A 22906-nucleotide genomic window follows, 5' to 3' on the forward strand; every position below is an offset into this window, starting at 1 on the left:
CTTTCGCTTTTTTTATGGAGAAAATATGTACCAGCTGTCTATTAATAACATGACTCAAGAAGCGTTTTTGAGTCAGTACTGGCAAAAAAAACCCTTGTTAATTAAAGGAGGTTTCAAAGACTTTCAGGACCCCTTGTCTGCAGAAGAACTTGCAGGATTGGCAATGGAAGACAGCATTGAGTCTCGATTAATCACTAATCATGACGAAAATTGGCAAGCGCACCATGGTCCATTTGAAAACTTCGAAAAACTAACTGACACAAATAGCACCTTATTAGTGCAAGCCGTTGATCACTGGCATCCACCAGCTGCCCAACTACTTGTCCCTTTTAGATTTATACCTAACTGGCGGATCGATGACTTGATGGTGAGCTTTTCAACACCGAACGGTGGTGTAGGCCCACATTTAGATCAGTATGATGTGTTTATCATTCAGGGCGAAGGCAAAAGACATTGGCGCGTTGGTATGCCAAACCCTAACTTAAAACAGTTCACAAAAGATAAAGCCCTTCTTCAAGTCGAGCAATTTGAAGCTGTAATAGATCATATTTTAGAACCTGGTGATATTTTGTATATTCCTCCGGGTTGTCCTCATGAGGGCTATGCAGTTGAAAATGCGTTAAATTACTCTGTCGGTTTTAGAGCGCCGGATCAAAAAGATTTCATCAGTAGTTTTGCTGACCATGTCATTGACGAGGAAGCAGGCATAGAGCGATACAATGATCCAGAACTGGCAATAAGGTCTTCTCTTGGCGAAATAACCACACAAGATAAAACCAAAATACAAGCAATGCTATTAGGTCTGATCCATGATGAAGAATTGTTTAGTAAGTGGCTAGGGACTTATCTCAGTCAGCCCAAACACGATATGGATTTAGCTCCTCTTGAAGATGCGCTTGTTGCCGACCACTTAGAATCAGAAATTGAACCAGATGACACAATAGTGCGAGCTGGTGGCGTTCGAGCAATATATCAAAACATTGGTGAATATATACTCTTGAGTATCAATGGTGAAACCTATCAATTGTCACAAAATGACCTAGAACAGGTAAAGTTGTTAACTGACAATACAAATTTTTTGTTTAAACAGGTAAAACCAGCGTTAATGAGCTTGGAATTCAAACAAACGTTAACTACGCTTATAAACGACGGGCTTTATTATGTCGAAGCTTGGTCTTAATGCCTGACTGACAGGGCCAACCATACAAACAAGGTGTCACAATATTTGGCACCTAAAATAATAATAAGGGTTGATATTTCCCTTATTCGTCAGGGCGTGTTGTATGATTTTCGCTAAGAGGTAATCATGATTTATCACGTCGACAAAGTGAGTTGGAAACAAACTCAGGGACAGCTGCGCCAAATTCGTGAAAGAGTGTTTGTGTGCGAATTACACTTACCAAAGCATGTTGAGTTCGATCAACATGATAAAACTGCGGATCATGTCTTGATTCGCGATGAAAACCACCAGGCTGTTGGTACAGGTCGGCTGTGCAGTGACGGGTTAATCAGCCGTATCGCAATTGTTAAAGATCACCGAAATAGACAAGCCTATCAATCTTTAATCGGGTACCTTGCAGATCTCGCACAGCAAAAAGGTCTTAAAGAGGTTTTTGTGCAATGTATTTTGGAAGAAGTACCCACCTTTGTAAAATCAGGCTTCAGCAAACAGGGTGGCGTTTTTATGGAAGCGGGGATCCCAAGACAACGTCTCAAGTGCCCAGCTTCGATGATAAACTCAGAACCATTTACGATGCTACACTAGCCCACAATTTGTCATTGTTATAAATTGCATATATGTCATGAGCTTTGTTGACCAGTAAGTTGGCAAAGTCCACTTGTGTTTTCTCTTTAACACCGGCCGTAATAATGCCATCTGCTTTGAGCTGCCATTGATATGAAAAATACCTCAGAGCTTCTCTCGCATTGCTCGCGGCTTTGTCTCCGGTAGCATCGGTTGGCACTTGTCCTGTTATTGCCCAATACCCTTTGCCCTGTTCGTCTTGCAGCTTCCAAACTGCAATCGCTGGTGGCAAAATGCGGCACTCTTTTTCAATGACTTTATTGGTGATAATTCCTTTTTCTGCCAAATGGCGCTGCGCAGCTTGTAGTTGCTCTCTTTGCCACAATTGTAGTGACTGCTGCTGTTGTGATTTAGACATAATAAACCTTGCTTACTTTTATTCTTACGCACTTCAACTTGCCTGTAACTCTATTAATTTCGTTAATGACTTGCAACATAGAAACGCCAAAGTACAGACATAAATTAAAGTTTGCACAATAATCATACTTTACTAGGCTAAAATTAATCCAACTGAAGATTAAGTAACATGTTTTTGTTTGTATCTTACATTGTGCCAATATTGGTACTCGTTATTGGTTTAATATTTATTGACTCAGTAGCTATCTCAGTGCTTATGGCGGGTTTATCTGCTGCGAGTTTGTTTATGCAAAAGTTGGCACTCGCACAACAGCAGGCTGAGCAACAAGAGGAGCCAACCCTACCCCACGACAACATAATACAAGAACAACAAGAAGACCTCGCTTGTTTAGAGCAACTCAGCAGCGTGATCATTCCACAATTGATTGCCCAAGTGTCAAGTGCTAGAGAACAGACAAAAGGCTCCGTCGTAAACATGTCAGGAGAGTTTTCAAATCTCGTTGGCAATATATCAGCTACGCTAGATAGAACAGCAAATGACAGTGGGGCCAGTTTACAAGACGTTTCAGAGTCTAGTCGAGACAAGTTAAATGGCGTACTCGCCTATATTGAACAAACCAACGACTCACAGGCACAGATGACTACGACCATTAAGGATCTAGTAGATAAAAGTAACGAACTTCAAACCATGTCAATTGATGTGTCAAAAATTGCTGAGCAAACCAATTTGCTTGCACTAAATGCATCAATTGAGGCGGCGCGTGCTGGCGAGAATGGTAGAGGCTTCGCTGTGGTCGCCGACGAAGTGCGCTCTTTGGCCAACTCAAGTGGCGAGACCGGTGTACGTATTGGCCAGCTCATAGAAAGTATTGCCAATGCAATGCGCTCTTCAATGGACTTGATGAACTCAGAGCTTGAAAAAAAGCAAGTGCTGACTGAAAAATATCGCACCGAGATAAATACCGTTGTTGACGAATGGCTGGCTCTGTCGCAGCACGTCGAATCTCATGCAGCTGAATTACATGCGTCGAATTTAGAAATTCGAGAAAAAATCTCTCAGATCCTTGTTGATTTGCAGTTTCAAGACAGAGTCGATCAGATCCAAGACAGTGTCACTATCGCTTTAAATATCATGATTGAAGAAATAGACCAATTTATTTTGAGTCGCAGAGAGTGCCAAACAGCCAAATTTAATCATCAAAGGATCAGTAATGAATTGAAAAAAACTGCTGCGACTAATGAGCAACGTAGCATCTTATCCAAAGGTCGTGACGACGACACAGTTGATGATTTAACTTTCTTATGAGGACGTTATGAGTAAAACCATTCTAGTTGTAGACGATTCTGATTCTCTCAGACAAGTTGTAAACATTGCTCTAACCGGGGCGGGATTTAATGTTGTCGAAGCCAGAGATGGTAAAGACGCTTTAACTAAACTAAATGGCAATAAAATACACTTGATAATCAGCGATGTGAACATGCCCAATATGAACGGCATCGAATTTGTAAAGCAAGCTAAGCAATTGCCGCAATACAAGTTTACGCCTGTCATTATGCTCACTACAGAAAACCAGCAAAGTATGATGGAAGAGGGAAAAAAAGCTGGCGCCAAAGCTTGGATGGTCAAACCCTTCAAGCCGGCACAGATGTTGCAAGCAGTATCGAAACTTTTAATGATGTAGAGAATACGTATGTCTGAGTGTTTTAAATTTCCAACAGAGCTGACAATTTACGAAGTTCAACAAACGTTCAATGAAATAAAGTCATATATTTCAGAAAAAGACAGCGTTTCTTTTGATTTTAGTGAGACCACGGAAGTCGATTCAGCGGGCCTGCAACTCATAATTTGGGTTGTTTATCACAGCCAAAAGATAGGTTTAAAAATTGATACTATCTCCACCAATGACGTCATCGAAGCGCGCTGTCAAAAACTGGGTGTTGGCATGTCCACGCCCCCAAATGACTAAGGGGTAGTCATGTCTATTGATTTGTCTTCGGCTATAGCAACATTTGTCACTGAATCAAAAGAACTGTTGCAAGAGATGGAGAATGGCCTTCTAGACTTGGAGTCTGAAACCTCTGAAGAACATGCGAGCGAAATTATCAACGCACTGTTCAGAGCCATTCATACAATCAAAGGCAGCGCAGGCATTTTTGATTTTGTGCATGTCGTTACACTGACCCATATCGCAGAAACGTTATTGGAAAGTGCCAGAAATGGTGAACTGCAATTGGGCAAAGACTTAATTTCACTCTATCTAGAAACCAGAGATGCAACAGAAACACTCATCACACTCGCCGCTGCTGAAACAGAGCCCGATCAAGACCTACTCAATAAAGTAAATCATTTAGTTTCTTGCTTCTCTAAATACATTGAAGCAGATGCCGATGAAGCCCAAGATGAAGTTTTTAAAAAAACGACCTCGGGAAACCAACTTGATAACGAGCGCTGGGTACTATTTTTTGTGCCAAATGAAAATGTGCTCAGGAATGGATTGGACCCCTACTCGTTCATTCACTATTTGAATTCAGAAACAGATGATCTCAAAGTCAGTACATGGTTTGATTCAATGTTTGGACCACAACAATTTGACCCTGAGTCCAATTACTTGTCGTTTATAATATCGTTCAATACAGACAAAACGGAAAATGACATCATTGACATTTTTGAATTTATTCGCAGTGAAGCTTATATCGCCATTTTACCGCCTCAAGGCGACACAGAGATCCTCAAAGCCAGTATTCAAAAATATCAAGACATTGACTTTGTAACCCACTCTCTCAAAGAAGCAGACCCTGCTTTTGCTGACATAATGCAATTGCTAAATCAAAAAGAAAAAACACCTCCACCCGAACAAACCCTTGAACAATCAGGCGCTGCACCAACTGTAAATACATCAAAGCTTCATAAAAGTAAGACACTCCGGGTTGAGGCGCTGAAACTAGACAGGCTCATAGATCAAGTTGGGGAGATGGTCATAACTGGCGCTAGAACCAACTTGCTTGCTCATGAAACAGGCAACGAAACCCTAATCGAAGCAATGGCGCTTCTAGAACGGCTTGTCGAAAACATTAGAGATAGCTCATTAAAACTCAGAATGGTGCAAATTGGTGAAACGTTTAATAAGTTTAAACGTGTTGTACGAGATATTGCGGACGAGCTTGGAAAGCAAGTGGAATTAACCATAGTCGGTGCAGAAACCGAACTGGATAAGACGTTTGTAGAAAAAGTCAGTGATCCACTAATGCATATTGTAAGGAATGCAATTGATCATGGTATAGAAGATCCAGATACACGGCGTGCACAAGGTAAACCCGAGCAAGGACAGTTAACACTTAAAGCGTATCATGACTCAGGTTCAATAGTGATTGAAGTGAGTGATGATGGCAAAGGGCTAGATCAAGAAAAGATTTTAAAACGTGCAATCGACAGAGGGCTAGTCTCCGCAAACCAAACTCTTCAAGAAAAAGATATTAACTTGTTGATTTTTGAACCGGGATTCTCAACTGCTGAGTCGATCACCAATATCTCTGGACGCGGTGTGGGAATGGATGTCGTGAAGCGAAACATCGACAGCCTAAGAGGCAGTGTTGAAGTTGAAAGCACACCGGGGCAAGGTTCAACCATTTTAATTCGCTTACCTCTTACTTTATCTATTATCGATGGTTTTATGTTCGAGGTCCACAAAGAAAACTATGTTATCCCATTGGATACCGTTGTCGAGTGTTTAGAGCTTCATGAAGTGGTATCTGAGCAGGATATTCAGGATAAAAGTTATATCAATTTAAGAACTGAAGTTCTGCCATTTATACGGTTAAGAACCTTATTTGGTATTGAAGAACAAATAGATCATACCAGAGAATCTCTGGTCATTGTTCAGTTCGGCACGCTGCGTGCTGGTTTGGTAGTGGACTCGCTTAAAGGCGAGTTCCAAACAGTTGTAAAACCACTAGGAAGGTTGTTCGAAGGACTCAAATGTATTAGCGGTGCGACCATTTTAGGTAGCGGAAATGTCGCCATTATTTTAGACGTTTCCGCACTTATAAAGTCTGCAATTTCAGTTTATGAGGCGTTAGAGAAAAAGCATTAGGTAATCCCGGAGAGCTAACATGTTTAAGAACTTTACGATTCGCAACAAGATTATTCTTGCGATGTTTACCATGGGGGTATTGTTATTAGTCATAGCAATGTCTGTTCAGCTTAAAAATGGAGAAATTGAAGAGTTTGCGGTAGACGTCGGTAAAGTGGATATACCTGAAACAATCTACGCATTAAACATGTTGGACGAGCTGGGGGATATGAACAGTAACGTGCTGGAATATATTGCTGGCGAGTCTGATGAGAGTGAGGACTTTCGTTCAAATTACAATGAGTTCATTCGTTATTTAGAGGACTTGAAACAACTTGGAACAGTCAATAATTCTCTATTGAGACAACTGGAAGAATTAGTTACTCGCTACGCAAATGAAAATCAAGAGTTGATTTTCGACCGCTTCGACCCTTTGTTAGAAGCAAAGGCAATTGATAAATACGACTATCTAAACAAAGAGTTTGCCATCCCACTTGAGCAACTTCTAGATACATTGAAAGAAGAAGAAGTGGCTGATGCAGGTAGTAGCGGTGACTTCAATGAAGTGGTTAACGATGACCTACCAGGTGTTCGCTATTACCTTGAGTTAATTGATGAACAAGGGGATATGATGAGCTCCCTGAATGCATATATGCGTGGTGCATTAGGTGCAGACTCTGCATTTGAAAAAGATGCTAGAACATTCTCTGGTTTTTTAGCTGATATCAAACCCCTAGAAAGAAAACCTCCAGAAATAAAAGCGCTGAGTGAGGTCGAGCGGATGTACCTCGAGCTATACAATGGCGGTAAAGAAATTTTTGCCATGTATGATCCGCGCAATAAAATCAAGGCATCTAAGGATGTTGACCGCCTTGAACATGAAGTATTCAACAAAATCGAAGACCTCTTAGAAGAGATATCAAATGAGGCCATTCAAGAGGGCGATGAATCTCTCAATGCATTGGTCACCGCAGCTCGAGAAAGTATTTCGTTAGTATGGGCCCTATTAGTTGTGGCCATTGTGCTGGCAACTGCCACCGCAGCTTTTCTGATCCGGGGTATCGTAATTCCCATCAACGCACTCGCTGAAGCGGCTGAAGACTTGCGTTCAGGTGAGGGAGATCTAACAAGACGCATTCCAGATTTTGGCAATGACGAAATAGGAGAAACTGCACGCAGTTTCAATGGCTTTATTGAACGTCTGCAAAATATCCTGCTAGACATTCAAGAATCTGTTGAATCTATTGCCCACAGCACTAACGAAGTGGGAACAACATCTCGAATGCTCAGCTCTACGTCGAACCAACTCGCAGCCAGCGTAGAAGAAACCTCCGCGTCTTTAGAGCAAATGAGCTCCTCAATTTCAATGAATACAGAAAACTCTAAGGTAACCAATGACATTGCCAAGCAATCAAGTAGCGAAGCAAACGATGGCGGTCGCGCTGTAAAGGATACCGTTAAAGCCATGACACAAATTGCTGAAAAAATTGGAATAATCGAAGACATTGCCTACAAAACTAATTTACTTGCACTTAACGCTGCTATTGAAGCGGCGAGAGCTGGCGAGCACGGTAAAGGGTTTGCCGTAGTAGCAGATGAAGTCAGAAAGCTTGCTGAGCGCTCACAAGTTGCTGCACAAGATATCAGTACACTGGCAGATAATAGCGTGAAAATAGCGCAACATGCCGGAGGAATGCTAGATAGAATGGTGCCTAATATTGGTAAAACCGCTGATTTGGTACAAGAGATCACCGCAGCGTCAACAGAGCAAAGCACGAGTGTTGCTGAAATCAACCGAACTGTCTCGCAATTAGATGAAATTGCGCAGCAAAATGCGTCAGCATCGGAAGAACTAGCTTCAACCGCCAAAATGGTGCAAGACCAAACCAGTGATATTCGCTCTACAGTGAACTACTTCAAACTCAGTAACGATAGGCAAATGATGAAGTTGAGACGTTCTGTACAAGAAGCTAAGTCATCAAGTTCAATGCCAGAAGAAGGCTATACACCGTTTGATGAGTAAATGTTATGACAGATCATACTAATCAAAGTAGTTTAGTCGACAAAGATAAGTATTTGGCATTTGAACTCAATCATGCCTCTTACTCCATCAATATCTCTTTGGTTAAGGAGATCATGGAATATATTGAGGTTGACCCTATCCCCATGGCACCCGAGTTTATTATTGGTGCTATTAACTTACGCGGAGAGGTTATCCCGGTTTTCGACCTCTCCTTGCGCCTTGGTAAACAATCTCAAGATATTACCAATCGAACCTGCATTATTATCGCTGAATGCCTGTTCAATAGCCAACAGATAACGATAGGCTTAAAAGTAGATATGGTCACCAAAGTACTTGATATTTCTGGGGCAGACATTGATGCAGTGCCAAGTATTGGTGGACAATTTCACAGCCGATTTGTACTTGGATTGGCCAAGTTACCCGATAAGCTAATGACAATCTTAGATATATCTAAAATTCTCACGTTAGATGAACTAAAACTTATTGAGGATCTCAATAACGCAGACCTTAACGAAACATCTCAAGAGCCTGGTGACAACATTGAAACGCAAGAAAACTTAGATGAAGAAGCACCAAATGAGGTAAACCATGAGTGATGGACATCAAGAACTGACCCATATTCAGCAAAAAGGTGAACTAAGATACTTATTTGTCAAAGTTGGCCATGATCACTTTGGGATCCCTATTGACTCTGTAAAAGAAGTCATTGAATTGGTTGAAACAACTATGGTCCCAATGTGTTCTGATGTTATTCGCGGCGTGATCAATGTCCGTGGCAGCGTGATACCAGTGTTAGATCTACAAAGCCGCCTCGGTCTAAAATCAGTAACCCCTTATGACAAATATAGTTGTATCGTGTTGTACGATTTTTTTGACCAATCATTAGAAGAGTCAATGACGCTTGGTATGTTAGTGAATAGTGTGGTGTCCATCGAGTTTATTGATCTGAACAAGCTCGAATCTTCCCCTTCCTTTGGTTCCAATATCCCTCGTCATTTTGAGTGGAAAATGGCAAAGATTAATAACAAGCTCACCACATTATTGGACATTGCAAAAGTGCTCAATGTGAATGAAATCAACTCTACGTTAAAGCATGAACAAGAGCAGTTTTTTATTGATTATTGCCAAAGGTAATTTTAATACATGACCATCAGTCAGCTGGAGTTCAATCAATTGAACAGAGTGCTCGATGAACACACGGGTATTCGGTTGAACAATGCTAAGGCTGACATAATGGCAAGTCGCTTGAGTTCCCGGCTTAGAGCAACAAAATGCACAACACATAACCAGTACTACCAGTTAATTACCAGTCCTAACGGACACAAAGAACTTGATATATTTATCGACAAGCTGACCACACACGAAACTTACTTCTTTCGTGAACAGTCTCAATTCGAGTTTATGTATGAATATTATAGAAACAGGCGTAGTCGCAACGTGCCTATCAGAGCTTGGAGTGCAGCCTCCTCGACCGGGGAAGAAGCATACTCAATAGCCATGGTGTTAGATGACTTATTCTACAATGGACGCTGGTCTGTCACAGGCACTGATATTTCTCCAACTGCGGTAGAAATGGCCAAAGAAGCGTGCTTTGCTGTTTCTACCGCACAAAAAATCCCTAAAAAATACCGAAAGGCCTATTGTTTAAAGGGCATAGGACCAAATGAGGGAACGTTTACGGTCAATAAGTCAATTAAAAGCCACTGTACATTCGATGTAGACAATTTGTTGCACTTACGAAAGGTAGACTATTCTTTTGATATTATCTTTTTACGCAACGTCTTAATTTATTTTGACGAAATTAAACAAAAAGCAATTATTGATAATATTGTGCATCGTCTTAATCATGGTGGCCTTTTGTTTTTAGGACATTCGGAGTCATTGAGAAAAAAGCGCCCAGGGCTGGAGTTAATTCAACCCTGTATCTATAAAAAGGTTAGGTTATGATCAGCGTATTCATCGTTGACGATTCTGCGGTAATGCGGCAACTCGTCGGCGAAATCATACAGCATGATAGAGAATTAAAACTTATTGGTTCAGCACCTGACCCGATATTAGCTGAGCGAAAAATGAAAATGAATTGGCCTGACGTCATTTTGCTTGATGTTGAGATGCCAAAAATGGATGGCATCACCTTCCTAAAGAAAATCATGCAAGAGAAGCCGACCCCAATTATCATGTGCTCGGCACTCACACAAAAGCACACTGAAACCGCGATGGAAGCACTCGCTTCTGGTGCTGTCGATGTTATCGCCAAACCAAGTCAGGGCCTGTCAGATTTCCTTAATAATCAAGGTATCACACAAATCATTGATGCGATCAAAGCGGCGGGAAAGGCGAAAGTGAAACCTCTGCGTTACTTAGCTGAAGAATCAGTACGGCATAATCACACCGTTGATGAAATGCTGCCGCCTACTGCGCCAAATGAGCTTAAACCACCTATTACTCCAGAAAAAGTCATCGCGGTTGGCGCTTCAACTGGGGGCACTGAGGCCCTCACAGGGTTTTTGTCTCTTTTGCCACCCAATACTCCCCCAATTGTCATAGTTCAGCATATGCCTAGCAAGTTTACCCATGCGTTTGCACAACGGCTCAACACGGTTACTCGCCATACAGTCGTTGAAGGTGAAAATGCAATGAGATTAAAAACAGGTCACGTATACATAGCGCCCGGAGGTAAGCATATGTTGGTAAAACGTCAAGGTAGCGACTACTATTTAGAAGTACGTGATGGTCCTTTGGTAAGCAGGCACAGGCCTTCAGTGGATGTTTTATTCAGGTCAGTCGCCCAGTCAGTCGGGCGAAACGCAATTGGCGTAATACTAACAGGCATGGGCGATGATGGTGCATCTGGCATGCTAGACATGAAAAATGCTGGCGCAATAAACTTTGCTGAAAGTGAGGCAAGCTGCGTTGTGTTTGGTATGCCAAAAGAAGCCATTGCACGAGGCGCCGTTGATAAAGTCTTTTCACTAAGCAATATCCCGTATCAAATTTTAAAAGTGTTAAGGTGCTAGTTATGCAAAAAAGCCTTCTAGAACTGCTAGATATTATCTACGTTGCCTATGAACAAGACGGCACCATTACAGGCATCTCAGACAAAGCCAGTAATTTAATCGCACTAAAAGTAGGTGATAATATTATTAACTGCCCTACCTTAAAATTTTTCGACGAAGACTTTAACGATTTAAAAAGCCAAGACGTATTATTTGAAACCTGTTTTGACCAGCTAGAGCTAGGGGTTAGTGTAGACAACAGTAATGTGCACTGGGTTCGGTTTAGTTATACAAAAAAAAATTCTCTCACTTTTGTCAAAGTAGATTTAATAGAAGAATTAGTTGCTATTCGGCGGCTAAATAAACAACTGGCAATTCGCGACCCACACACAGGCCTTTTATACAGAGAAGCCTTTGTAGCAAAAGTACAAGAATTGGATACCGCAGGCGTTATGTGCTGTATTCGAATTTGCAACTATCAAAGGATCTCTGAAGTTTGGAACATTGGTGTCGCGAACCTTGTATTTATGGAAGTGTTGTCACGCTTCCAAGGAGAATATGAACAAGGTATTTTTTCCAAACACTCATCTGATTGCTTTTGTGTATTTGTTCCCAACTCTTCTTCCCTCAATATCGAGGCCTTATACAACCACCTAAACGAGCCATTTGAGTTCAATGACAGTAGCTTTTATAGCAATGTCGCCTTGGGGTATTACAAAGAAACGAGTAAAGATGACCATGAACTAAGCCTCAACAAAGCAGAAATGGCAACTTTTGATGTCCTATCGGAAAAGCTTAGATTGGTTGAATTTCAAGAAGGGTTAGCGCGACAGATCGAACGGCAAAATAAAATAGAGACTGCGCTAAGAGATGCTTTACATAATGAAAAGTCAAAAAATGCTTTTAATGTTGTGCTACAGCCTCTACACGATACCAAGACGGAATGTTTGATTGGCGCTGAATGCTTGATGAGGTGGACGCTCGACGGTCAACCTGTCTCACCTGTTGAGTTTATTCCTATTGTAGAGAGTACAGGGGATATCAATAAGCTCACTATGTTTACACTTTCACAAATAAAGGAAGCCAAAGACAAGCTCAGACGCGAAGGTATTGATCCCAAAAACTATATGTTTGCCATCAATATCAGTGTCGTAGAAATTTTGGATGTCAACTTTGAAAGTAAATTGCTTACCGCTTTATCTGAGTACAACATAGATCCGCGTTGCATTAAATTAGAACTTACCGAATCGGCCCTAATCGATAATTTCTCCTATGTAAATGAAGTGCTTATATCTCTACAAAGCAAAGGGTTACTCATTTCTATTGACGACTTTGGTACTGGGTTTTCAAGCCTAAGTTATTTATGTAAGCTGCACTTTGATGAAATCAAAATTGACCGCTCGTTTGTGACCAACGTGGTCAAAGATGGAAAATTGCAATCCGTTTTTAACTCAATTGTATCTTTGGCAAAAAACCTCGATAAACCCTTAGTCGCAGAGGGTGTGGAAGACATGGAGCAAATGATTTATGCAAAAGCAAAAGGCGTCCAATATGTTCAGGGGTACTATTATAGTAAACCTCTTCCAATAGACGCCTTTATTGAATATGTACTTGAAGACAAATCAAGTTACTTACACTTTGAGAGCTAAATCTTGCGCTGCGTAAACTACCCACCACCAAGTACGCGTGCAGGTTGCACCTTAGTAGCCTGCCATGCAGGATATACACTCGAGATAATTGAAATTACCACTGTCGCCAATAGTACAATTATGATATCCGAAAATTCCAATTTACTCGGTAAAAACTCAATAAAGTAAACCCCTTGCAATGGGTTACTACCATCAATTGAAGTCCAAAAAGCGAATATATCTGATACATTAAGCGCGATTAAAGTACCGACAATTAGCCCAAAAAACGCGCCTACTAATGCATAACTTAGCCCTTGTACTGCGAAGGTCATAAAAATTGTTTTGTCTCTTGTGCCCATCGTTTTTAAGATAGCAATGTCAGCTTGTTTTTCTTTTACTTCCATGACCATTGAAGAAATAATATTGAAACTCGCTACTGCAATAATCAGAAAAACAACAAGGTAGACAATAGTTCGCACCATTTGAATGTCTTGATATAAACTACCTTGTGTTCTAAACCAACTTTGCACGTAAACCAGATCTGGCAATATTCTGCCAGCATCCATCGCAATTTGGTGCGCATTGAAGACATCATCAACAGTAAGTCGCAATCCCGTTACGGTCATTGGTTCTAGTGAAAGCGCCTGCTGAATCTTCGCAATGTTGACCAAGGCTAAATTTTTATCTACCTCCCCTCCCATTGCAATCAGGCCTGCTACATTGAAAGAAACACGTTTAGGTGCCGCAAGGGCATTTTTTGCATGCTGATTTGCGACAAGTACCGTGACCTTATCCCCTAAGTTTACACCCAAATGAGCAGCGAGCCCTTGCCCTAAGACAATTTCGTCAGCTGCAAGGTCTTTTAGGTTTAGTGGCTGAATATATTCATGAATGCTCGAAACGTTGACATGTCGGCTTGGATCAATACCTTTCAGCTGAGCTGCTTTTAACTGGCCTTTGTACTGAACCATACCCGTTAAATTGATTTCCGCCGTCGCAGCTGTTACGCCAGGTTGCGCTTCCAGCAATTCAACTTTACTAGGCCAGTCCGAGATTGGGTCATAAGGCGCTTGATAACTCACATGTGGAACAACCGACAGTAACCTTTCTTTAAGCTGCTGCTCAAACCCGTTTATTACGGACAGAGCCACTATCAGTACAGTAACACCTAGAAACACACCTATTGTTGAAGCTTTACTGAGAAAACCTATAAAACCGCTTTGATGCTTGGACTCTCGCAGCCGTTTACTCAAAAACAGACTAAGCATGCACACTCCTATCTGTTTTCTGGTAATCAACCAAAACACCGTCATCAAGCTGAACTACACGTCCTAACTTTTCAGCCAACTCCAAATCATGAGTTACAATGACAAAACTGGTGTCGAATTCCTTGTTAAGTTCATTCAGTAACTCATAGATTTTAAGGGCGTTATGTTTGTCTAAATTACCAGTCGGTTCATCTGCAAGTACCAATGATGGTTTGGTTACTAGTGCTCTCGCTATTGCAACACGCTGCCTTTCTCCGCCAGAAAGCTCAGATGGGCGATGTTCAGCTCTGTGTCCAAGGCCCACTTTTTCAAGCATTTTTGTAGCTTCATTTTTTGCCTCTTGCTTTGGTTTACCTGCTATCAAAAGTGGCATAGCCACATTTTCTAGTGCACTGAAATCCATTAACAAGTGATGAAACTGGTATATAAACCCCATATGACGATTACGAAAATCGGCTTGTTTCGCACGCGAAAGAGACTGAACATCTACACCTTTAATTTTTAGCGTGCCATCTGTGGCCGCATCCAATGTGCCCAGTATATGTAGTAGCGTACTTTTGCCTGAACCTGAACTACCCACAATCGAAAGCGTATCACCTTGCTGCAAAGATAAATTGACCCCTTTTAAAACTGACACTTGATTGCCAGCTTCTTGATAGGACTTGTTGAGTGCTTGGCATTGAATCACTGGATCATTCATATCTTAAAACCTCTGCAGGCATCACTTTGGCTGCTTTTTTCGCAGGGTAAAGCGTTGCTAAAAAACTTAATAATAAACTGGTGAAAATAATAAAGGACAAGCCCACAGTATCAAATTTCACTGGGAGTGCCATTCCCCCTAATAGGGATAGACCAATCAAATTCAGAACTTCATTGATATTCGCAGCAAGTAACAGTCCTAAAATCGAGCCAATCAAAGTGCCAACGACACCATTGTATAAACCCTGGATCATAAATACTTGAGCAATCTTACTAGGTGTAAATCCAAGGGTTTGTAAAATCGCCACCTCCCCTTGCTTTTCACTTACCATCATGGATAACGCTGAAACAATGTTGAATACCGCGACTATGACAATCAATGCTAATAGTAAAGACATAACGCGTTTTTCCATGGCAACGGCTGCAAATAATGCCCCTTGTTGGACTTGCCAATCTTGGTAGGTAAACTGAGACAATAATGCTTGATGATCAGCGTTAAAATCTGACACAGAAAATGCGTCATCTAGGGTCAAACTCACATCGTATTCGCCGGGCTTTTTCTTTAGCATTTTCATCAAGCTGTTGCCATCAGCGAAGGCTAAGCTCGTATCGGCCTCACTGCGTGAATTGTAAATTGCCGCCACCGTAAATAGCCTTTGCTTGGGGACTCTGCCTAAGGGAGTGTAACTCGTAATGTCTGGAAAAATAACTCGCACTTTACTACCTAGCCTAACGTCCAGCTTATTTGCCAAAAAGCGACTTAACGCAAGCTGATATCTATCATCATGCAGTGATTTCACACTGCCTGATTCAATATGAGGGCTTATCGCGGTTGGGTAGCCATCAAATGAGCCTTGTAGCCGAACACCGACCAACTCTTTATTGGTCTGTAAAATCACATCCGAAGTCACATAAGGAGAGACACGTTTAATACCTGGTAGCGATGTAAGTGCATCCAGCTTTGTAGCTGGCTGATTATGTTCTTTTGCCGATAACTGTATATGTGGGATGAGATCCAACATGGCATTTTTTAGGCTTTGTTCGAAGCCGTTCATAACCGAATTTACGGTTATCAAAGACATTAATCCAAGGGCGATCCCCGCAATAGAGAAAAATGAGATAAATGAAACAAATGCATTTCCCTTGGATGAGCGACTATATCTAAGCCCTACAAATAGGCTAACCGATTGAAACATATTAAAATTTAATTATTTAATTTCTTCTAATTTGGTAATGCTAACACAGATAAGATCCACTGGTCACACCTAGTTGTGTAAAAAATTTTTAATTATCCGCTACTTAATGTCTCAATTTGGTGTAAAATGCGTGAAATCTTGCGGTATGGAAGTTCTATGTTATCCCTAGACAGATTTAAGCATATGAATTTTAAGGGGGATTTGTTCGGTGGTGTGACCACTGCGATTATTTCTCTTCCCCTAGCCCTCGCCTTCGGGGTTGCTTCTGGTGCCGGTGCAGAAGCAGGAATGTGGGGCGCTATTCTCGTCGGTCTTTTTGCTGCCTTATTTGGTGGTTCTACCTCTTTGATTTCTGAGCCTACAGGTCCGATGACGGTTATTATGACCGCAGTTTTGACCACGATGATGGCACAGTACCCCGAAAATGGATTAGCAATGGGCTTTACCGTTGTTATGATGGCCGGGGCATTTCAAATATTGCTCGGAACTTTAAAGTTAGGCAAATATGTCACCTTAATGCCATATAGCGTGATATCCGGATTTATGTCTGGTATTGGTGTTATACTCATTATTTTGCAATTGGCCCCTCTACTAGGCCATCAGGCACCGGCGGGCGGTGTTTTGGGTACTCTCAGTGCCTTACCTGAACTCTTATTAGACCTACATTTTGCTGAGTTATTTTTAGGGATCCTCACATTAGGGATCTTGTTTTATCTGCCACAAAAGTATCGCCAATATGTTCCTGCACAATTGGTCGCGCTTGTTGCAGTGACTCTAGTATCTATCCTACTCTTTGACAAAGATAGCATTAGCCGCATCGGCGAAATCCCAAGTGGCCTACCTTCAATCGTATGGCCTACGTTCACCGCAGAGCAATTTACCTCCATGGTTATTGATGCTCTGGTACTTGGTACATTAGGCTGTATAGATACGCTTCTAACTGCGGTTATCGGCGACAGTTTGACACGAACAGAACACGACTCAGATAAAGAGTTACGAGGTCAAGGCATAGCAAATATGATCTCAGGCTTGTTTGGCGCATTACCAGGGGCTGGGGCGACTATGGGCACTGTCGTCAATATTCAAGTTGGTGCTCGCTCGCCACTGGCTGGCATTATTCGTGCCCTGATCTTGATGGCTGTGGTATTTGTTGCAGGCGGTTTGACTGAACCTATCCCTATGGCTGTACTTGCAGGCATCGCCGTATATGTTGGTTACAATATTCTGGATTGGAGTTTCATTCAACGAGCGCATAAGCTAAGCCTTAGCCAAATGGTGATCATGTATGGCGTTATGCTTTTAACTGTATTTGTCGATTTGATCGTCGCAGTAGGTCTGGGTGTTTTCATCTCAAATATCATGGTTATCGAACGATTAAGTCGTGTTCAAGAGCAGCATGTTAAAGCCATCAGCGACAGTGATACAGATGAAGATGTGCCGCTCAATAGCCATGAAAAGGCGCTACTAGAGCAAGCACAAGGCCAGCTATTATTTTTCTATTTGTCTGGGCCAATGATTTTCAGTGTGTCAAAGGCTATCGCACGTCAGCATAGATACATCAGTGAGTATAAAACCATGGTACTGGACTTAAGTGATGTGGCTATGTTGGACGTCACAGTAAGCTTGGCCATAGAAAATGCCATCACAGATGCAATTGATGCGAATGTTCAAGTGTTCATTTATTCACCTAACCAAGAGACCAGTGAAAAACTGAACAAAATCAATATTCGTGAAAAGCTGGGTAAAGATGCATTTTGTCACAGCCGTGAAGCTGCTTTAAATAAGGCATTAGAAGCAATGTCACTAGGAAATGACAACTAGTTTGACAATAACCCTTCAGCTAAAAACTCAAGCAGCTCTCTGACTGAGGTAGGCAAATAACGTCTGGGTGGATACACTGCCCAGACCCCTTCCGCCTCTGGCCTGAATGCGTTCAATACTTCCACCAACTCACCCTTTTCAATTTCTTCTATTAAGTAATAATGGGGAAGCTGTGCCAAACCCAAGCCTTGCTTGGCTGCATCGACAAGCGCCCAACCACTGTTACAACGCAACCGTCCCTTGACGCTTATCTGGCGCTCTTTTCCTTTCTCAACAAAGCGCCAGACACTCGACTGGCCTACCAAACAAGCGTGGTTATCTAAATCAGCAACGCTTTTGATTGGTTTATTGTTGTCTATATACTCCGGAGCACCACAGACTAGAGTTTGTCTATGCGTCAGTAACCGGGCTCTCATGGATGAGTCTTTTAAATTGCCAAGGCGTATCGCAAAGTCAAATCCTTGCTCGATTAAATCAAGCTGGTTGTTATTGAGCTCCATATCAATTTGAATATTTGGATATTTGGACATAAATTGGTTTACCAAAGGCATAATATACTGTTCGCCATACATCACTGGGGCTGTCATTTTAATTTTTCCAGCTGGTTGGCTGTCCCTCTGTCTAAGAGCTGAAGTTGCATCATCCAAGACATGTTGCAAGTGCTTGGCATGTGACAGGAATACATTTCCTTCTGTTGTTAGCGATAACTTTCGCGTAGTTCGATTTAACAACTGGTAACCCAAAGTACTTTCAAGCGCTTTGACCCTGCGACTTACCTGCGCAACCGATGTATCTAATTGATCTGCTGCCCCAGTAAATGATCCACACACCGCAACAGCGACAAACTCATCTATACCAATCCATCTATCCATTATTACATATCCGTAAAAGTCTTTTATTATTTTCGAGATTATCAAATTTCTAATAAAGGTTATACTTAAGCCTCTCTATAAAACAGGAAAACAAGAACATGACACAATTCATTAAATCCAAAGCCGCCATTGCTTGGGGACCAGGAAAACCACTCAGTATTGAGGAAGTGGACGTCATGATGCCCAAAGCTGGCGAAGTGCTAGTGAAAATTACAGCAACCGGTGTATGCCATACCGATGCGTTCACCCTATCCGGTGAAGATCCAGAGGGTGTTTTCCCTGCTATTTTAGGTCACGAGGGCGCAGGCATTGTAGAAGCCGTTGGCGAAGGCGTTACTGGTGTTGAAATCGGCGACCACGTGATACCACTTTACACACCAGAATGCGGCGAATGTAAATTCTGTACATCAGGTAAAACAAACCTTTGTCAAAAAATCAGAGAAACACAAGGTAAAGGTTTGATGCCAGACGGCACGACTAGATTCTACAAAGATGGCGAACCTATCTACCATTATATGGGAACATCTACCTTCTCTGAATACACCGTTTTACCAGAAATTTCATTAGCTAAAGTAAATAAAGAAGCACCGCTAGAAGAGATCTGCTTATTGGGTTGTGGTGTGACAACTGGTATGGGTGCGGTACTTAATACGGCTAAAGTTCAAAAAGGTGATACAGTCGCTATATTCGGCTTAGGTGGCATTGGTTTATCAGCGATAATTGGTGCCACTATGGCCGGTGCTGGTCGTATCATCGGTATCGATATCAATACCGACAAATTCGATTTAGCGACCAAGCTTGGGGCTACAGACTTAATCAACCCGAACGACTATGACAAACCAATTCAAGAAGTCATCGTCGAAATGACAGATGGTGGCGTCGACTTCTCCTTTGAGTGTATTGGTAATGTCAATGTAATGCGCAGCGCCCTTGAGTGCTGCCACAAAGGTTGGGGGGAATCTGTGATCATTGGTGTTGCGGGCGCAGGGCAAGAGATCTCAACACGTCCATTCCAACTTGTTACAGGTAGAGTCTGGCGTGGTTCTGCTTTTGGTGGTGTAAAAGGTCGCTCAGAGCTACCTGAGATTGTAGAACGCTACATGGCAGGTGAGTTTAAGCTAAATGATTTTATTACCCACACGATGGCATTGGAAGAAATTAACAATGCATTCGATCTGATGCACGAAGGTAAGAGCATCCGTTCGGTCATTCATTACTAGTTGCGATTTCGCGCGGCAAGTCTATCACTTGCCGTTGATTTCCACTTTAACCTTTATCAATCTCTAATTAGCGTAAAATATATGGAATTAATCAGCGAAAACAAAGTGTTTGGCGGCGTGCATAAACGCTTCAAGCACCAGAGCTCAACTAACAATTGCGAGATGACCTTTGCTATTTTCTTGCCAAAGTCAGTAAACAACGACACCAAGCTCCCCGTTTTATATTGGCTCTCAGGGCTGACATGCACGGATGAAAACTTTATGCAAAAAGCCGGTGTATTCAAATATGCCAGTGAACAGGGGCTTGTCATTGTCGCGCCGGATACTAGCCCACGTGGTGAAGACGTTGCCGACGATGAAAATGGCAGTTACGACTTTGGGCTGGGCGCGGGGTTCTATTTGAATGCAACACAGTCCCCCTACTCAACCCATTACAACATGTATGACTATGTCACGAACGAACTGCCAAAGCTTATTGAATCAAATTTCCTTGTCAGCACGAAAAAGTCAATCAGTGGTCACTCTATGGGCGGTCATGGCGCATTGACTATCGGCCTTAGAAATAGCCTCCAATACGAGAGTATCTCAGCGTTTGCCCCCATTTCAAACCCAACCAATTGTCCTTGGGGTATTAAAGCATTTAGCGGGTATTTAGGTGATGATGAGGCCTCTTGGGCACAATACGATGCAACGGCGCTCTTGAGACAAAACACCATCTCTAGACAAATCCCAATCAAGATTGACCAAGGCGCTGACGATGCTTTTTTAGTAGACCAGCTAAAACCTGAAGCACTACAAAACGCAGCTAAAAATATCGGCTATAACATCGAGTTTCAGTTGCATGATGGCTATGACCACAGCTACTTTTTTATCAGTTCATTTATCGAACAGCACATCGAGTTTCACGCCAAACACTTGCGTTGATCAACGGCACTTAAAGCACAAAAAAAGGCGCTATTCCCTAGCGCCTTTGTTGCTTAACATTAATTCTATTTGCTGATATCAGCATACTGATTGTTACCAGTTAGCTTAATCGCTTCTTCAAAACCTGGAATGTGTAATTCGTTTTGGTCTAAGGTCAGTTGTGATTCATCCACCATGCCGTTACCAAAGCGATAAATCAGCTCGTAATTACCTAAATCTGCGGCTTCTTTATATGCCTCCTGATTCTTGGTAGTTTGCGCCAGTTTTTGCTGATACCCATTAAGTGCCTCTTCGCCATGACGCTTTGCCAGTAAACTGTGCGTTACTTTTGGCGAGAATACTGTTGCTGTTGCATTATTTCCACCAAAACCTTTGGAGTTGATGAACGCAATGTCCATGTCGCCACAGTCATAGTGGTAATTACGTATGTCCAAATGCTCATCGAAGACATCATCCGCCACTTTATCAATTGTCGTAATTCCCGGCATAATATTATGGCTAAATACACCTAGGGCCATTGCCAACTGATCACCTGATGCCGGCGCAATTGTGTGCCCAACATAAGCTTTTGGAGCAGCAAGCTTCCAGCCATTAATTGAAAATGCTTCTGCAACTTTATGGTAAATAGCAGACTCTGTAACGCGATTTTGTGGAGTACTTGAGCCATGAGCCAAGATGAAGCTACGCTCTTTTAGCGATTCTTCGCCTACAATCTCCTGCGCTAATGCCACAGATTTTGCCATTGTAATATAATTACCAGGCCCCGGCGCCGTAATCGACTTTTTGACGCCATCAGCATTTACAAAAACATCGACGACTGATCCCATTACCTCAGCACCGAGTTCTAAAGCGAGTTTGTCGTCCATCAAAATCGCAACCTGTGCACCTTCACCAATAGTGAAACCACAGTTTTCACCAAACGGGCGGCTCGTTCTGCGATGATCGACTTGATCCGTATTGTCCAGCTTTTTCAAACCTTCTTCATTTGCAAGAGCCCCCATATTACCGAAGCCTTCGATAACTTCTGGCGTAAGTGCACATTCGACGCTGGCTACAACCGCTACACGTGTACGGCCGGCCTGAATGTCATTAACAGCCGCGCGCAAGTTGTAAAGGAAGGTTGCACATGCCCCTGCTGTCGAGAATGTAGTACCTACGCTTCCTGTTACATACGCATTGATAAAGTCAGTTGACATGGTGTTTAGTCCTAATGCCAGCTGTTTAGTACTTACACGCTCTCCTTTGAGTCGGCTTCTTACCAGCCCACCGAGGCCTTCATTATCCATTTGTCCTGCAACAGATGCTGAGTAAGTGCCAATTTCATCAGGCTTCACACGAGACATGACGCCGTCCCAATCAAGGCCTGTTGATTTAATCGCATCAGTTGCGGCAAATATCGTGGCTTGTAATCCACGAGGTTGGTAACGGCTGTTATACATTTTTGCAGGTTCAAAGCCTGTAGGTAATTGGCCCGCAGCTTTAATTGGGTTGTCTCTGAAGCTGTCGTGTTTAACTTCTAATTGCTCAGGAACATGGACGTTAACCGTTTTTGCATCCACCTCTTCGACCACCCAACTACTAGGGACTGGAGTAGGTAAGTCTTTTTTACGACAGGTAAAGCGGATACCCTGCTCAGTATTTGCAGTAATTGTTAGCTTCTGCTGCCAATGCGTTGCATCTACATCAAAGTGGTTTTTTTCTATTCTTCGAATTAAAGTACCAGCAATCACTTGCTCACCAACTTTGGCTTCAACTTCTGACTTACTGATGACATCGCCATGGTGTGTGACGAGATTGTCCCCGTCCACAGACACTAAATTCATCAAAGTTGCCAAACCTAAAAAGGTATCTGCTCTTGCGTCATTATCTAATTTATCTAGCACAATTCTGCGATACGCTTGGTGAAAAGATGTTCTACCTGCGGCATTAATACCACCCATACCGACAATAATAGGTAATGCTGTCATACTTAACTCTTTAATACATATTTGTTGCAATAATTCTAGAATGAAGTAGATAATATAACTT

Annotated in this window: 21 protein-coding genes; 15 read left to right on the plus strand and 6 right to left on the minus strand. The window is 42.2% G+C overall.

Going from position 1 to position 22906, the window contains the following annotated elements; genetic code table 11:
• The first annotated feature begins 25 nt into the window (after window positions 1-25).
• Window positions 26-1180, plus strand: a complete 1155-nt coding sequence (locus J8M00_RS10195) for a cupin domain-containing protein (RefSeq protein WP_211010148.1) — start codon at window positions 26-28, stop codon at window positions 1178-1180.
• Window positions 1181-1306: 126 nt separating this feature from the next.
• A complete protein-coding gene (locus J8M00_RS10200; RefSeq protein WP_211010149.1) occupies window positions 1307-1765 on the plus strand; it encodes a GNAT family N-acetyltransferase in 459 nt (152 codons plus the stop codon).
• On the opposite strand, the gene J8M00_RS10205 is transcribed toward J8M00_RS10200, so the two are convergent.
• The gene (locus J8M00_RS10205; RefSeq protein ID WP_211010150.1) at window positions 1749-2162 is read right to left on the minus strand and encodes a DUF4826 family protein; all 414 of its coding nucleotides are present in this window, start codon (window positions 2160-2162) and stop codon (window positions 1749-1751) included. The genes J8M00_RS10200 and J8M00_RS10205 overlap by 17 nt on opposite strands.
• Window positions 2163-2330: 168 nt before the next feature.
• Here J8M00_RS10205 and J8M00_RS10210 point away from each other — a divergent pair, with 168 nt between their 5' ends.
• The 10 genes from J8M00_RS10210 to J8M00_RS10255 are packed head-to-tail and all read left to right on the plus strand — an operon-like array spanning window position 2331 to window position 12899.
• Entirely contained in the window at window positions 2331-3467 is a 1137-nt protein-coding gene (locus J8M00_RS10210; protein WP_211010151.1) for a methyl-accepting chemotaxis protein, read from the plus strand.
• 7 nt (window positions 3468-3474) lie between these two features.
• Window positions 3475-3843: a response regulator gene (locus tag J8M00_RS10215; RefSeq protein ID WP_039608997.1), complete on the plus strand. Its 369-nt coding sequence runs from the start codon at window positions 3475-3477 to the stop codon at window positions 3841-3843.
• 9 nt (window positions 3844-3852) lie between these two features.
• The gene (locus tag J8M00_RS10220) at window positions 3853-4128 is read left to right on the plus strand and encodes an STAS domain-containing protein (protein ID WP_211010152.1); all 276 of its coding nucleotides are present in this window, start codon (window positions 3853-3855) and stop codon (window positions 4126-4128) included.
• 9 nt (window positions 4129-4137) lie between these two features.
• Window positions 4138-6252, plus strand: a complete 2115-nt coding sequence (locus J8M00_RS10225; protein ID WP_211010153.1) for a chemotaxis protein CheA — start codon at window positions 4138-4140, stop codon at window positions 6250-6252.
• 19 nt (window positions 6253-6271) lie between these two features.
• Window positions 6272-8254: a methyl-accepting chemotaxis protein gene (locus tag J8M00_RS10230; protein ID WP_023401665.1), complete on the plus strand. Its 1983-nt coding sequence runs from the start codon at window positions 6272-6274 to the stop codon at window positions 8252-8254.
• 5 nt (window positions 8255-8259) lie between these two features.
• A complete protein-coding gene (locus J8M00_RS10235) occupies window positions 8260-8850 on the plus strand; it encodes a chemotaxis protein CheW (protein ID WP_211010154.1) in 591 nt (196 codons plus the stop codon).
• Window positions 8843-9388 (plus strand): chemotaxis protein CheW, encoded by a 546-nt coding sequence (locus J8M00_RS10240; RefSeq protein WP_211010155.1) that lies wholly within the window; start codon window positions 8843-8845, stop codon window positions 9386-9388. The genes J8M00_RS10235 and J8M00_RS10240 overlap by 8 nt, the downstream gene beginning before the upstream one ends.
• Before the next feature lie 9 nt (window positions 9389-9397).
• On the plus strand, window positions 9398-10201 hold the full coding sequence (locus J8M00_RS10245) for a CheR family methyltransferase (protein WP_211010156.1): 804 nt from the start codon (window positions 9398-9400) through the stop codon (window positions 10199-10201).
• On the plus strand, window positions 10198-11271 hold the full coding sequence (locus tag J8M00_RS10250; RefSeq protein ID WP_211010157.1) for a protein-glutamate methylesterase/protein-glutamine glutaminase: 1074 nt from the start codon (window positions 10198-10200) through the stop codon (window positions 11269-11271). The genes J8M00_RS10245 and J8M00_RS10250 overlap by 4 nt, the downstream gene beginning before the upstream one ends.
• A gap of 2 nt (window positions 11272-11273) precedes the next feature.
• The gene (locus J8M00_RS10255) at window positions 11274-12899 is read left to right on the plus strand and encodes a bifunctional diguanylate cyclase/phosphodiesterase (RefSeq protein WP_211010158.1); all 1626 of its coding nucleotides are present in this window, start codon (window positions 11274-11276) and stop codon (window positions 12897-12899) included.
• A gap of 17 nt (window positions 12900-12916) precedes the next feature.
• On the opposite strand, the gene J8M00_RS10260 is transcribed toward J8M00_RS10255, so the two are convergent.
• From J8M00_RS10260 to J8M00_RS10270, 3 genes are read right to left on the minus strand one after another with little or no spacing between them, the layout of a single operon-like run.
• The gene (locus tag J8M00_RS10260) at window positions 12917-14146 is read right to left on the minus strand and encodes a lipoprotein-releasing ABC transporter permease subunit (RefSeq protein ID WP_211010159.1); all 1230 of its coding nucleotides are present in this window, start codon (window positions 14144-14146) and stop codon (window positions 12917-12919) included.
• Window positions 14139-14846 carry a lipoprotein-releasing ABC transporter ATP-binding protein LolD gene (gene lolD / locus J8M00_RS10265; RefSeq protein ID WP_211010160.1) on the minus strand — a complete coding sequence of 236 codons (708 nt, stop codon included), beginning with the start codon at window positions 14844-14846 and terminating at the stop codon, window positions 14139-14141. The genes J8M00_RS10260 and lolD overlap by 8 nt, the downstream gene beginning before the upstream one ends.
• Window positions 14839-16041, minus strand: a complete 1203-nt coding sequence (locus J8M00_RS10270) for a lipoprotein-releasing ABC transporter permease subunit (protein WP_211010161.1) — start codon at window positions 16039-16041, stop codon at window positions 14839-14841. The genes lolD and J8M00_RS10270 overlap by 8 nt, the downstream gene beginning before the upstream one ends.
• Before the next feature lie 156 nt (window positions 16042-16197).
• Between J8M00_RS10270 and J8M00_RS10275 the strand changes: the two genes are divergently transcribed.
• On the plus strand, window positions 16198-17862 hold the full coding sequence (locus tag J8M00_RS10275) for a SulP family inorganic anion transporter (protein ID WP_211010162.1): 1665 nt from the start codon (window positions 16198-16200) through the stop codon (window positions 17860-17862).
• Here the strand turns inward: J8M00_RS10275 and J8M00_RS10280 are convergent.
• Window positions 17859-18734 (minus strand): LysR family transcriptional regulator, encoded by an 876-nt coding sequence (locus J8M00_RS10280; protein ID WP_211010163.1) that lies wholly within the window; start codon window positions 18732-18734, stop codon window positions 17859-17861. The genes J8M00_RS10275 and J8M00_RS10280 overlap by 4 nt on opposite strands.
• 98 nt (window positions 18735-18832) lie before the next feature.
• On the opposite strand from J8M00_RS10280, the gene J8M00_RS10285 reads away from it, so the two are divergent.
• A complete protein-coding gene (locus J8M00_RS10285) occupies window positions 18833-19954 on the plus strand; it encodes an S-(hydroxymethyl)glutathione dehydrogenase/class III alcohol dehydrogenase (RefSeq protein WP_211010164.1) in 1122 nt (373 codons plus the stop codon).
• Window positions 19955-20035: 81 nt separating this feature from the next.
• Window positions 20036-20878, plus strand: coding sequence for an S-formylglutathione hydrolase (fghA, locus tag J8M00_RS10290; protein ID WP_211010165.1), 843 nt, complete (start codon window positions 20036-20038; stop codon window positions 20876-20878).
• Between the two features lie 65 nt (window positions 20879-20943).
• Here fghA and J8M00_RS10295 read toward each other — a convergent pair whose 3' ends face one another.
• On the minus strand, window positions 20944-22845 hold the full coding sequence (locus J8M00_RS10295) for a beta-ketoacyl synthase (protein ID WP_211010166.1): 1902 nt from the start codon (window positions 22843-22845) through the stop codon (window positions 20944-20946).
• Between the last annotated feature and the right edge of the window lie 61 nt (window positions 22846-22906).

The sequence above is a fragment of the Pseudoalteromonas luteoviolacea genome, from assembly GCF_018100925.1.
In the GTDB taxonomy this organism is placed as follows: Bacteria; Pseudomonadota; Gammaproteobacteria; order Enterobacterales; family Alteromonadaceae; genus Pseudoalteromonas; species Pseudoalteromonas obscura.

Bases quoted from the DNA above. Each gene is read 5' to 3' on its own strand.
- J8M00_RS10215 (WP_039608997.1), top strand. From the start codon at position 3,475: ATGAGTAAAACCATTCTAGTTGTAGACGATTCTGATTCTCTCAGACAA.
- J8M00_RS10230 (WP_023401665.1), top strand. From the start codon at position 6,272: ATGTTTAAGAACTTTACGATTCGCAACAAGATTATTCTTGCGATGTTT.
- J8M00_RS10255 (WP_211010158.1), top strand. From the start codon at position 11,274: ATGCAAAAAAGCCTTCTAGAACTGCTAGATATTATCTACGTTGCCTAT.
- J8M00_RS10245 (WP_211010156.1), top strand. From the start codon at position 9,398: ATGACCATCAGTCAGCTGGAGTTCAATCAATTGAACAGAGTGCTCGAT.
- J8M00_RS10260 (WP_211010159.1), bottom strand. From the start codon at position 14,146: ATGCTTAGTCTGTTTTTGAGTAAACGGCTGCGAGAGTCCAAGCATCAA.
- J8M00_RS10195 (WP_211010148.1), top strand. From the start codon at position 26: ATGTACCAGCTGTCTATTAATAACATGACTCAAGAAGCGTTTTTGAGT.
- J8M00_RS10240 (WP_211010155.1), top strand. From the start codon at position 8,843: ATGAGTGATGGACATCAAGAACTGACCCATATTCAGCAAAAAGGTGAA.
- J8M00_RS10250 (WP_211010157.1), top strand. From the start codon at position 10,198: ATGATCAGCGTATTCATCGTTGACGATTCTGCGGTAATGCGGCAACTC.
- J8M00_RS10280 (WP_211010163.1), bottom strand. From the start codon at position 18,734: ATGGATAGATGGATTGGTATAGATGAGTTTGTCGCTGTTGCGGTGTGT.
- J8M00_RS10220 (WP_211010152.1), top strand. From the start codon at position 3,853: ATGTCTGAGTGTTTTAAATTTCCAACAGAGCTGACAATTTACGAAGTT.
- J8M00_RS10225 (WP_211010153.1), top strand. From the start codon at position 4,138: ATGTCTATTGATTTGTCTTCGGCTATAGCAACATTTGTCACTGAATCA.
- J8M00_RS10285 (WP_211010164.1), top strand. From the start codon at position 18,833: ATGACACAATTCATTAAATCCAAAGCCGCCATTGCTTGGGGACCAGGA.
- J8M00_RS10270 (WP_211010161.1), bottom strand. From the start codon at position 16,041: ATGTTTCAATCGGTTAGCCTATTTGTAGGGCTTAGATATAGTCGCTCA.
- J8M00_RS10275 (WP_211010162.1), top strand. From the start codon at position 16,198: ATGTTATCCCTAGACAGATTTAAGCATATGAATTTTAAGGGGGATTTG.
- fghA (WP_211010165.1), top strand. From the start codon at position 20,036: ATGGAATTAATCAGCGAAAACAAAGTGTTTGGCGGCGTGCATAAACGC.
- J8M00_RS10235 (WP_211010154.1), top strand. From the start codon at position 8,260: ATGACAGATCATACTAATCAAAGTAGTTTAGTCGACAAAGATAAGTAT.
- J8M00_RS10210 (WP_211010151.1), top strand. From the start codon at position 2,331: ATGTTTTTGTTTGTATCTTACATTGTGCCAATATTGGTACTCGTTATT.
- J8M00_RS10205 (WP_211010150.1), bottom strand. From the start codon at position 2,162: ATGTCTAAATCACAACAGCAGCAGTCACTACAATTGTGGCAAAGAGAG.
- lolD (WP_211010160.1), bottom strand. From the start codon at position 14,846: ATGAATGATCCAGTGATTCAATGCCAAGCACTCAACAAGTCCTATCAA.
- J8M00_RS10200 (WP_211010149.1), top strand. From the start codon at position 1,307: ATGATTTATCACGTCGACAAAGTGAGTTGGAAACAAACTCAGGGACAG.
- J8M00_RS10295 (WP_211010166.1), bottom strand. From the start codon at position 22,845: ATGACAGCATTACCTATTATTGTCGGTATGGGTGGTATTAATGCCGCA.